Here is a 10,185-nt window from a genome sequence, read left to right as displayed (position 1 = left end):
ATGCCTAGCGATCCGGTTCGATCAGCCCAAGCCCGCGCAAATAGATGCCGATCCCGGATTCCAGCAATTCCTCGGGCGGAAAGGGCGAGCGATTGCCCGGCGTGGCGCGCGCGTAAAGTTCGACAACCCCGTGGCTGAGGGCCCAGATATGCGCGCTGAACATCGACGCGGGCGGACGCTTGTCGGGGGGGATATGTTCGGACAGATCCGCCGCCGCGCGTTCCAGCACATCACGCGCCCGCGCCGAGGCCGCCGCCAGTTCGGGGGTGCGATTGACCGAAATCCCGCTTTCGAACATCGAGATGTAATGCCCGGGATGTTTGCGCGCAAAGGCGAGATAGGCGCGCCCGGTTGCCTCGAACGCCGCCAGTGCCGAAGGTTGGCCGGATTCATAGGCATATTGCATGAGATCGGCGAACATCTCGAAACCCTGCCGCGCGGCTTCGGCGATCAGGTCCTCGCGCCCGGCGAAATGGCGATAGACCGCCGCCGGCGTGACGCCCGCCTGCTTCGCCGCCTCCGACAGGGTAAAGCCGGTGGGCCCCTTCACCTCGATCAACTCGAGCGCGGCGTCGATCAACGCCTGCCGCAGGTTGCCGTGATGATAGCCGCGTTTAGACATCCCAGATGTCCGGCCCGCCGCAGACCTTGTCGTCGATCCGCCCGAGCGCCTTGCTGCTCTTGCGCTGATAATCCACGCCGTCCAGCACCGCGCGGATGGCATTCAACCGGGCGCGGCGCTTGTCGTCCGAGCGGATGATGGTCCAGGGCGCGGCCTTGCTGTGGGTGCGCTCCAGCGTTTCGGCGATCGCGCCCGAATAAGACTCCCATTTGCGCAGCCCGTCCACATCGATCGAACTCAGCTTCCATTGCTTCAGCGGGTCCGATTCCCGCGCGAGAAAGCGGCGCAGCTGTTCGGCGCGCCCGACATTGATCCAGAACTTGAAGAGCAGGATGCCGTCCCCCACCAGCGCCTGTTCAAAGGGTGCGACCTGGCGGAAAAACCGCTCGCGCTCCTTGTCGGTGCAAAAGCCATGCACCTTTTCGACCACCGCCCGGTTGTACCAGCTGCGGTCGAAAAACGTGATCTCTCCGGCAGAGGGCAGGTGGTCGATATAGCGCTGGAAATACCATTGGCTCTGTTCGGCATCCGAGGGTTTGGGCAGGGCGATCACCTTGGCCCCGCGCGGGTTCAGATTCTCGCGGAACCGCTTGATGGTGCCGCCCTTGCCCGAAGCATCGCGGCCTTCGAACACGATGACGACCCGCTGGCCGCTTGCCTTGACCCAGGCCTGCATCTTGACCAGCTCGATCTGAAGCGCGCGCAGTTCCTTTTCATAGACCTTGCGGGCCAGCCGTTCGCTATGCGGATATGTCGGTGACAGGATATCTCCCTTTTCCGCGCGCTTGATCGCGTTCCGGATGTCTTCGGGCGCGTCGTTCTTGAAATAGGCACTGATCGCGCCGTCAAACGGGAGTTCCATCGACATGTCCTTTTGTCTGTCTTTTCAGCAATATGGGATGTTAATGGGCTTAACGCAAACCCGCACGTGTCGCGGCGCGGTCGATTGCGGCAACGATCTCGTCCTCCGAGGCGTGATGGGGCATGTGACCGATCCCCTCAAGACGGGTCAGGAGCGCGCCGGGGATTTGTTCAACCAGCTTCTCGGAATGGATCGACAGGCCGACGATCTCGTCCGCCGTGCCATGTACGATTTCGGTGGGCACGGCGATCCGGTCGTAATCCGCGACCTGGGCGGTGATTTCGTCCAGCAGGTTGGCGCGCTGATCGGCATTGGCGCGCATCGAGACACGCCGCAAGGTCAGCGGCGCGCCGATCTGCGCAGCGTAACCTTGGGGCGCGGCTTGCGGTTCAAAGATCGACCGGATGGTGCGTTCGACGCGTGCTTCGCTGACCAGCGCGGTGATCAGCGGCACGACGATGCGGCTGCCCCACCACGAGGATGTCACGCGATAGAGCGGGTCAAGCGGGGTGGTCCAGGGGTTCGAGGGCGCGGATACCGGCACCAGCGCGGCAAGCGTGTCGGGATGATGGATCGCCCAGGCCAGCGCCACCGCGCCGCCATAGCTGTGCCCCACGACAATGGGCGCGCGCGCGCCCAGCAGCCCCGCGGCCTGCTGCATGAGCGCCGCCTGCTGGCGCAGGCTGGCTCCGGTCGTGCTCAGCCGGTCCGTATAACCCAGCCCCGGACGGTCGATGACAAAGACGCGATATGTCTCGGCCAGACGCGGCGCGAGCGAAAAGGTCATGTCGCGGGTGCTGCCGCTGGCGCCGTGGATCAGAACGAGATCGGGGCCGCTGCCCATCACCACCGCATGTACATCCGTGTCGCCGACGCGCAGGATTTGGCCCTGCGGGGGAAACCGCCGTTCGGCCGCGTCTTCGCGCGCGCCGGCGCGCAGCAGGACAATGGCCCAGCCGATGGCCAGGACCGCGATGATCAGGATGAACGCCTTGACAGCCATACCCTGGATCAAGCGCGAAGGTCGGTTGTTTCCAGTCCTATTTTCGCGATGTCAAAGGGCGTGGTCTCGTAAACCTCGTTGATCCAGTTGCCATAGAGCAGATGCGCGTGGCTGCGCCAGCGGTTCTGCGGTGCCTTGCTCGGGTCATCGCCGGGGTAATAGTTGATCGGCACGTTGATCGAGACGCCTTCGGCAACGTCGCGGTCATATTCCTGTTTCAGCGTGTCGCTGTCATATTCGAAATGATTGAAGATATAGAGCGCGCGATGGGCGCGATCCTCAACCAGACAGGGGCCGACCTCGTCGCTGCCAAGCAGGGTGCGCAGGCCATCGGCGGCATCGATCTCGGCCTGCCGCATCTCGGTCCAGCGCGACACGGGAATCACGCAGATATCGGAGAAGCCGCGCAGATAGGGCGATGCGGGCGCAAGGTTGTTATGCCCGAAACAGCCGAACGCCTTGTGGTCCAGAATGTGTTTCCTGACCCCGTGAAAATGGTTGATCATCGCCATCCCGCCCCAACACACACCCAGCGTCGAGTGCACATTGGTCTGGGTCCATTCAAAGACCCGGGTGATTTCCTCCCAATAGGTGACCTGGTCGAAATCCAGATGCTCGATCGGCGCGCCGGTGATGATCAGCCCATCGAATTTCTTGTCCTGCAATTCCGAGAAGGGCCGGTAAAAGCTCTCCATGTGATCGGCGGCGGTGTTCTTGGCCTGATGTTCGGACATGCGGATCAGGGTAAGTTCGATCTGAAGCGGTGTGGCGCCAATCAGCCGGGCAAACTGGGTCTCGGTCTGGATTTTCTTGGGCATCAGGTTCAGCAACCCGATATGCAGCGGGCGAATATCCTGCCGGGCGGCCTGATCCTCGGCCATGACCATCACGCCTTCCTGGGTCAGAACCTCATAGGCGGGCAGGTCGGCTGGGATCTTGATGGGCATGTCGGATTTCCTCTTGCTCGAACGCGGTAGATAGCCCCGTCAGCGCCGGCTGCCAAGGGGGCGGAGGCGCACAATATGGTGTTGTATGTCGTTGGGATTGCGGTAACTCCTTGTCAGGTATCCTGTTGCTGTCCGAAATCAGAGCGGAGCGTCACATGCCGAGACTTGCACTTGCCTTCTGCCTGCTGGCAACCGGTGTCCTAGCGCAGGGGAATGACCCGATGGCCATGCAGCGGTGCATCTGGCGGTGTCTTGCCAATTCGCCGGGCGCGAGCAGCGTGGAATACAACCAATGTGTTGCCCGCCTGTGTACCGGTGATGAAACCCCCACCGCATCCGCGGCGATCTCCGGGACCTGGCGCAGCGGGATCGCCGGGGACGGGCGCACCGCCTTTGCCGGTGTCGACAGCCCCGATGGCGATGGCTCGGGCCTGTTCTACATGTGCGACCCGGCCGGGCAGAGCTATCTCATGCTGTATGGTGCGGATGCGCCGCCCGGCGCGTTTCACCTGGACGTGGCCGGACAGCGATATACCCTGAACTTCGACATGATGCGCAGTCAATTGACCAGCAACATCGCGCCGCGCGTCGGTCTGTTGTCGGTGCTGGCCAGCGCGTCTTCGGTTGCGATTGTCAATCCGTTCGGGCACCGGCTGTTCCAGGTCGGGCTGGGCAATTCCCGTGCGGCGCTGGAGCGGGCCTATGCCGCCTGCGGCAGATAGGCACCGGGATCAGGCCGCGCCAGACGCGATGCGCGAGTCGATTGCCCCGGCGATCAGATCGTCGAAATCCCCGGCATCGCGCAACCCGGCAATTTGATCGGCGCTGACCGTGACGCCCCATTTCGCCATCGCCTCATACCGGGGCTGACGATGTGCAAGCGCCTGGGCATAGGTCCAGCGCACAAAGGCATCCGGATCAACATCACCCTCCTGGCAATTGTTTTCGCTCAGGTATTTTTCCCACATGCGCGACAGGAATTCGGGCTGATAGGACATCGGCTTGGGGGCCTTGTCAAAGCGGCGGATCAGGTCCTGGGTATGCGCCTCGTCGCCCTTGATCCACACCATCAGCGTGTGTTTGGCAAGTTCGGACAGGATCGGATCGTCGGGGTTGGCCGCGTCCACCCATTCGCAGATCGACCCCCCGGTGTCGCAGATGAAGTTGGAATAGCCATACAGCCGCTGGGCGCGATCGATGAAATACTCGGTGTCCAGCAACGCATGAATCTCTGCCTGCCGGAACTGTTCCTGCCGGCGGCGATATTCCTCCATGCTCATCCCGCCCTTATCGGTGTTTCCGGGCTTGCCCAGATAGGCGGAAACCGGGGTCAGGTTGGCAAAGCTGATATTCGACCCGATATAGATCGAGTCCGACAGGAGCAGGTCGCGCAGGAAGGGTACTTTCATCGCCTCGGCCTTGGCGTTGTCGGCGATGTACTCGCCCATATAGCGCGTGCCGATGCGGTAATCGATGCTGTAGTGAAACCAGCCGCCGGAATCGCGCAGCAGCTGGCTTGCATGGGTCTTGCCAAGGCCGGACATGCCAAAGAATAGAATGCGTTTGGTCGGCGCGGCGCGCCAGTCCTGTGCCGTTTGGTAGATCATCAAACCCGTTCCCTTTTTGCCTAGCTACTCAGCCGGGCGGGCGGGGTCAATTGCGTGGTTTTCCAATCGTTCCGTTCAGGATCAGCAACCCGAGCGCCAGCAGGGCAAACCCGGCATAGGCGCGGGGGTGGAGATCTTCTCCGAGCAGCCATGCACCCAGAACGATGGCCACCGGCGGGATCAGCAGCGTGACCAGCATCAGATTGCCGCTCCCCGCCATGGCCAGCACCCGGTAATAGAGCAGATAGGCCCCGGCAGTGGCGATCAGCGCGTAATACCCGATGGCCGCCCATGTGACCGGTTGCAGGTCAAGCGCAACCGGGCCGTCGATGATGAACGCGGCGGGCAGCATGATCAGCGTGGACCCGCTCAGCATCCCGGCAGCGGCGACCTGCGGCGGCAGATGGCCCAGCCGGGCACGGGCCCAGGCGCTGGCAAAGGCATAGCTGACCGTTCCGGCGAGCACCGCCAACTGTGCGGTGCTGCGCAGATCGAAGGTGGCGAGATTGCTCAACCCGATGGCCGTGGCCACCCCGACAAAGCCCAGCCCGACGCCGGCCACCTTGCGCAGGGTCAGACGTTCATCGGCAAACAGGATCGCGGCGACAAGCACGCCGAATATCGCGGTGGCGGCGTTGAGGATCGAGGTCAGCCCGCTTTCGATATGCAATTGTCCCCAGCTCATCAGGCCAAAGGGAATGACATTGTTCAGTACCCCCATGACAAGGAACGCGCCCCAGACGCGCGGCGCGCGCGGGATCGGTAGCCGCGCGCAGAATACGACAATCCAAAGGACCAGCATCGCCCAGCCGGTGCGATGCAGCACGGCAGTGGTTACCGGAACCTCGTTGAGCGCGACCCGGATCGACAGGAACGAGCCGCCCCAGATCAGGCCAAGCAACAGCAATTCGCCCCAGGCGCGCGGGGATATGGTTTTCTGTTCGGTCATGCCGTCTTATGTCTGGCTTTGACCGTCCAACGCGACCCGGATCTTGCGGGTTTCCGACAGGATGTTGAGGTAGTTGGCAACAAAGATCACCGCCGCGCCGACAAAGACCCAGACATCCAGGGCCTCGTGATAGAGCAGCATCCCCACCACCGCGATGGTCGGCAGACGGGCAAAATCGATGGGCATGACCACGGTGGCCGGAGCGATGGCCAGCGCGTTGGTGATGCAGAAATGCGCAAGCAGCCCGCCAAGCGCGATCACCACCAGCCAGGGGGCCGTTTGCAGATCCGGCAACGCCACGTCGCCGTCGAACCCGGCCGCGAGCAGCCCAAAGCCCAGTTGCATCACCGTCAGCCAGAACATGATGCAGCCGACGCTGTCGGTGCGGGTCAGGCGCTTGGTGAACATGCCGGTAAAGGCAAAGAAGATCGCCGCAGAAGCCGCCGCGAGGATGCCGGTATTGATGCTGTCGGGGCTGGGCCGCGCGACGATCAGGATGCCGACAAATCCCAAAGCGGCGGCAAAGGCCCGCATCGGGGTCAGACGTTCGCCAAGCACCAGCGGCGACAGGATGATGATCCAGAGCGGTGAGGTGAATTCGAGCGCAAAGACCTGGGCCAGCGGGATCAGGGTGATCGCGTAGAACCACAGGTTCTGGCCGCTGAAATGCACCAGGTTGCGCAGGAAATGCAGCCCGATCCGCTCGCGGGAGACCTGTTGCAACGTGCCGGTCAGCCCCAGGACAGCGACCACGATCACCACGCCGATGGCACTGCGATACATCATGATTTCAAAGGTATCGAGCGCAAAGCTCACCTCGCGCCCCGCCACCGCCATCGACGAGAACGAGGCAATCGCCCCGGTCATCCAGAGCGCCGCGCGCAGGGTTTGCGCCGGTTGCGGGCCGCTCGCCGGGGGGCGTTTTGTCGACATGCTCTCAGCGACCGCCCGGCGGTGCAAAGAGCGATGTCAGATCGCTGCGGATAAAGACGAAGTTGGAAAACATGAACAGGTTGGACAAGGGATCCTTGGGATCGCGGGGTGCGATGCCGCCGGGCACCAACTGGAACACGTCATAGCCCTTGAGAAGCGCCGACAGCATGTAAAGAGAATGGCCCCGGAACATGTGGTGCCAGTTGAATTCGAGTTGAACCACGCGTGGTCGGTGCTGGGCAATCACCCGCTGGGCACCTTGCAGGACCTCGTATTCGAACCCTTCCACATCGATCTTGATCAGATCGATGGTCTTGCCGTCGAGCGGCCCGTCAAAATAGCTATCCAGAGTGACAACGTCGATCAGCTCTCTCTGCGCGTTCTCGACATAGGGAACTTCGGTGGCTTCGTTCGAAAACGAAGCATGGGTCTCGGCGCCATCGCTGAATTGCAGCTCAAGTTCGCCATTCTCGGCACCGACACCGGCATGCACTGGCGTGAAGCGCGCGCCATGTTCCTGGGCCAACCCTTCAAGCGCGACGAATGTATTGCGCAGTGGCTCAAACGCATGGACCTGTGCCTGGGGAAAGGTCTCAAGCAGTTTCTTACTGTATTTGCCGACATTTGCGCCAACATCGACCATGATGCCAGCACCAGCGCCCTGCGCCAGAAGCTGCTGAAGAACGACATCTTCGGCATCGGTCCCGATGTCGACATCGTTGTTGTATCCATAAGCCCGAAGCGCGCGGTAGATATTCTTGCGGTTGCGGGCCTGCAGATCGACCCGGCCGTAGCGCTCGGTGTATTTCCTTGTCAGAAAATTGGACAGCCAGCTCATTTTGCAACCTCCGTTCCCTTGGGAATCGCCTCATGGTCGTCTGGGTCAGGGACGGTCTCGCGCGATGCCGGGATCACTCCCATTCAATCGTTCCCGGCGGTTTGCTCGTCACGTCATAGGTAACGCGGTTGATGCCCTTGACCTCGTTGATGATGCGGGTGGCGGTTTCGCCCAGGAAATCGTGGCTGAACGGGTAGTAATCCGCCGTCATGCCATCGACCGAGGTGACCGCGCGCAGGGCGCAGGCATAGTCATAGGTGCGCCCATCGCCCATCACCCCGACCGTGCGCACGGGCAGGATTGCCACGAAGGCCTGCCAGATCTCGTCATAGAGCCCGTGTTTGCGGATTTGGTCGATATAGACCGCATCGGCCTTGCGCAGGATTTCCAGCTTTTCGCGGGTGATTTCGCCGGGGCAGCGGATCGCGAGGCCGGGTCCGGGAAAGGGGTGGCGACCGATGAAGCTGGCCGGCAGGCCAAGCTCATGGCCCAGCACGCGCACCTCGTCCTTGAAGAGTTCGCGCAGGGGTTCGACAAGCTTGAGCCCCATCTTTTCCGGCAGGCCGCCCACATTGTGGTGGCTCTTGATGGTAACCGAGGGGCCGCCCGAGAACGACACCGATTCGATCACGTCGGGATACAACGTGCCCTGGGCGAGGAACTCGGCCCCTTCGATGGTGTCGGCATATTTCTGGAACACGTCGATGAACAGCTTGCCGATGATCTTGCGCTTGGTCTCGGGGTCGCTGACGCCGTCAAGCTCGCCAAGGAACAGTTCGCTTTCATCCGCGTGGATCAGTTGCAGGTTGTAATGTTCGCGGAACATCGACACGACTTCCTGCGCCTCGTTCATCCGCAGCAGGCCGTGATCGACAAAGACACAGGTCAGTTGCTCGCCGATCGCCTCGTGGATGAGGATCGCCGCGACCGAGCTGTCGACGCCGCCGGAAAGGGCACAGATCACTTTGCGATCGCCGACCTGTTCGCGGATCTTGCGGATCATTTCCTCGCGATAGGCCCCCATCGTCCAGTCGCCGGTGAACCCCGCGGCGCGCACAAAGTTCTCATAGAGCGTCTTGCCGTTGGGGGTGTGGTGAACCTCGGGATGGAACTGTACCGCGTAAAAGTTGCGCGCAGGGTCGGCGGTGATGGCATAGGGCGCGCCAGGCGATGTGCCGAACACCTCAAAGCCCGGGGCGATTTCGGAAACATGGTCGCCATGGCTCATCCAGACCTGTTCGCGCCCGGTGCCATCCATGAACCAGCCGTTCAGGAAATCGACACGCGCCTCAGCGGGCGAGACATAGGCCCGCCCGAATTCGGCGGTGGCGTGTTCCCCGGCTTCGACCTTGCCGCCGAGGTCATGCATCATGACCTGCTGGCCATAACAGATGCCGAGGATCGGCACGCCAAGCCCATAAACCGATTTCGGCGGTCGCGGGCTGCCCTCGCGCATGACCGAATCCGGTCCGCCGGAAAAGATCACGGCCCTGGGTGCAAACTCGGCGAGAAACGCGTCGGTCACGTTCTGGTAGGGGTGGATTTCGCAATAGACGTTCAATTCGCGCAGGCGACGCGCGATGAGCTGCGTTACCTGGCTGCCGAAGTCGATGATGAGAAGGCGGTCATGGCTGGTCTGGGTCATGTGCTGGCTTTAGGACGGAGCGGGCAGGCTGGCAAGAGGAATGCCGCCCGCGCGCGGTTTCAGCCCATCGAATCCGAGCTTTGCTTGCCACGCTGGACGGCGCGATCCACGTCCATGCGATAGCTCCAGAAGGCGATGGCGGACCATGTGAGAATGTAGAGAAATCCGACGATGATCACGACAAGACCGGGCAGGGGGCCGACATCGGCGCGCGCGAGCGCCTGCTCCAGCGAGGTCACAGGGGTCGGGTGAACCGCCAGCTTGCCGGCAAAGGCGATCGACTGGATCAGCAGGATCCAGAGATAATTCCGCCGAATCCGACGCCCGATCGCGATGAGCAACCCGACATGATAGGTCGGGCGCATGTAATCTTCTGCCAGAACCTGCTGCCAGTTGTCTTCCATGTGCAGGTCGCCGTCATAGAGCAACGGTGCGTAGAAATGGGTTTCAAGCCACCGGGCGCGGGCGCGCCAGACGCTGAAATAGCGGTAACGGCGCGCTTCCAGCATCAGGAACAGGATGATCAGTACCCCGACAAGCACCAGCGGCAGCGGCGAGGCTTCGGGGGAGGCAAAGGAAATCGACAATGCGACACCCAGGGTGACAACCGCCCAGTTCGTTGTCGTATCGAGCCGGGTCCGCCAGATCGTGCTGCGATAGACCTCGCCACGATAGAGATGCGCAACCGCCCCGATCTCCGCCGCGTTCAGGGTTTTACGGACTGATTCTGTTTCTGATATGACGCCGTCCTCCCATGGCTGACCGTCATAATGCCCCGG

General features: G+C 62.1%; 11 protein-coding genes. 1 reads left to right on the top strand and 10 read right to left on the bottom strand.

Translation table 11 applies throughout. The annotated features are described in order from the left end of the window. Window positions 1-4: 4 nt before the first annotated feature. Genes ACP15R_RS12555 through metA form a run of 4 tightly spaced genes read right to left on the bottom strand, consistent with a single transcriptional unit; the run spans window position 5 to window position 3,434 of the window. Window positions 5-622 carry a TetR/AcrR family transcriptional regulator gene (locus tag ACP15R_RS12555; protein WP_424986757.1) on the bottom strand — a complete coding sequence of 206 codons (618 nt, stop codon included), beginning with the start codon at window positions 620-622 and terminating at the stop codon, window positions 5-7. Continuing rightward, entirely contained in the window at window positions 615-1,484 is an 870-nt protein-coding gene (gene ppk2, locus ACP15R_RS12550) for a polyphosphate kinase 2 (RefSeq protein ID WP_424986756.1), read from the bottom strand. Before ppk2 ends, ACP15R_RS12555 begins: the two co-directional genes overlap by 8 nt. Before the next feature lie 49 nt (window positions 1,485-1,533). Beyond that, window positions 1,534-2,487, bottom strand: coding sequence for an alpha/beta fold hydrolase (locus tag ACP15R_RS12545; RefSeq protein ID WP_424986755.1), 954 nt, complete (start codon window positions 2,485-2,487; stop codon window positions 1,534-1,536). Between the two features lie 8 nt (window positions 2,488-2,495). After that, the gene (gene metA / locus ACP15R_RS12540; protein WP_424986754.1) at window positions 2,496-3,434 is read right to left on the bottom strand and encodes a homoserine O-acetyltransferase MetA; all 939 of its coding nucleotides are present in this window, start codon (window positions 3,432-3,434) and stop codon (window positions 2,496-2,498) included. A 155-nt stretch (window positions 3,435-3,589) separates the two neighbouring features. Here metA and ACP15R_RS12535 point away from each other — a divergent pair, with 155 nt between their 5' ends. After that, window positions 3,590-4,156 (top strand): hypothetical protein, encoded by a 567-nt coding sequence (locus ACP15R_RS12535; RefSeq protein ID WP_424986753.1) that lies wholly within the window; start codon window positions 3,590-3,592, stop codon window positions 4,154-4,156. 9 nt (window positions 4,157-4,165) lie between these two features. Here the strand turns inward: ACP15R_RS12535 and ACP15R_RS12530 are convergent, their stop codons facing one another. The 6 genes from ACP15R_RS12530 to ACP15R_RS12505 all read right to left on the bottom strand — a co-directional run bounded on the left by ACP15R_RS12530 (window position 4,166) and on the right by ACP15R_RS12505 (window position 10,101). Continuing rightward, the gene (locus ACP15R_RS12530) at window positions 4,166-5,041 is read right to left on the bottom strand and encodes a hypothetical protein (protein ID WP_424986752.1); all 876 of its coding nucleotides are present in this window, start codon (window positions 5,039-5,041) and stop codon (window positions 4,166-4,168) included. A 46-nt stretch (window positions 5,042-5,087) separates the two neighbouring features. After that, on the bottom strand, window positions 5,088-5,990 hold the full coding sequence (locus ACP15R_RS12525) for a DMT family transporter (protein WP_424986751.1): 903 nt from the start codon (window positions 5,988-5,990) through the stop codon (window positions 5,088-5,090). 6 nt (window positions 5,991-5,996) lie between these two features. Continuing rightward, complete coding sequence (locus tag ACP15R_RS12520) at window positions 5,997-6,923, bottom strand: DMT family transporter (protein WP_424986750.1); 927 nt, start codon at window positions 6,921-6,923, stop codon at window positions 5,997-5,999. A gap of 4 nt (window positions 6,924-6,927) precedes the next feature. Beyond that, window positions 6,928-7,761 carry an FkbM family methyltransferase gene (locus tag ACP15R_RS12515; protein ID WP_424986749.1) on the bottom strand — a complete coding sequence of 278 codons (834 nt, stop codon included), beginning with the start codon at window positions 7,759-7,761 and terminating at the stop codon, window positions 6,928-6,930. Between the two features lie 73 nt (window positions 7,762-7,834). Next, window positions 7,835-9,406 carry a glutamine-hydrolyzing GMP synthase gene (gene guaA, locus ACP15R_RS12510; RefSeq protein WP_424986748.1) on the bottom strand — a complete coding sequence of 524 codons (1,572 nt, stop codon included), beginning with the start codon at window positions 9,404-9,406 and terminating at the stop codon, window positions 7,835-7,837. A gap of 59 nt (window positions 9,407-9,465) precedes the next feature. Then, on the bottom strand, window positions 9,466-10,101 hold the full coding sequence (locus ACP15R_RS12505; protein ID WP_424986876.1) for a DUF2270 domain-containing protein: 636 nt from the start codon (window positions 10,099-10,101) through the stop codon (window positions 9,466-9,468). Between the last annotated feature and the right edge of the window lie 84 nt (window positions 10,102-10,185).

The organism is Microbulbifer sp. S227A (genome assembly GCF_049800935.1).
This window is presented reverse-complemented; position numbering and strand designations above follow the sequence as displayed.

What these genes read in the sequence shown, in the direction of transcription:
- ACP15R_RS12555 (WP_424986757.1), bottom strand. Translation starts at nt 622, where the DNA reads ATGTCTAAACGCGGCTATCATCACGGCAACCTGCGGCAGGCGTTGATC.
- ppk2 (WP_424986756.1), bottom strand. Translation starts at nt 1,484, where the DNA reads ATGGAACTCCCGTTTGACGGCGCGATCAGTGCCTATTTCAAGAACGAC.
- ACP15R_RS12545 (WP_424986755.1), bottom strand. Translation starts at nt 2,487, where the DNA reads ATGGCTGTCAAGGCGTTCATCCTGATCATCGCGGTCCTGGCCATCGGC.
- metA (WP_424986754.1), bottom strand. Translation starts at nt 3,434, where the DNA reads ATGCCCATCAAGATCCCAGCCGACCTGCCCGCCTATGAGGTTCTGACC.
- ACP15R_RS12535 (WP_424986753.1), top strand. Translation starts at nt 3,590, where the DNA reads ATGCCGAGACTTGCACTTGCCTTCTGCCTGCTGGCAACCGGTGTCCTA.
- ACP15R_RS12530 (WP_424986752.1), bottom strand. Translation starts at nt 5,041, where the DNA reads ATGATCTACCAAACGGCACAGGACTGGCGCGCCGCGCCGACCAAACGC.
- ACP15R_RS12525 (WP_424986751.1), bottom strand. Translation starts at nt 5,990, where the DNA reads ATGACCGAACAGAAAACCATATCCCCGCGCGCCTGGGGCGAATTGCTG.
- ACP15R_RS12520 (WP_424986750.1), bottom strand. Translation starts at nt 6,923, where the DNA reads ATGTCGACAAAACGCCCCCCGGCGAGCGGCCCGCAACCGGCGCAAACC.
- ACP15R_RS12515 (WP_424986749.1), bottom strand. Translation starts at nt 7,761, where the DNA reads ATGAGCTGGCTGTCCAATTTTCTGACAAGGAAATACACCGAGCGCTAC.
- guaA (WP_424986748.1), bottom strand. Translation starts at nt 9,406, where the DNA reads ATGACCCAGACCAGCCATGACCGCCTTCTCATCATCGACTTCGGCAGC.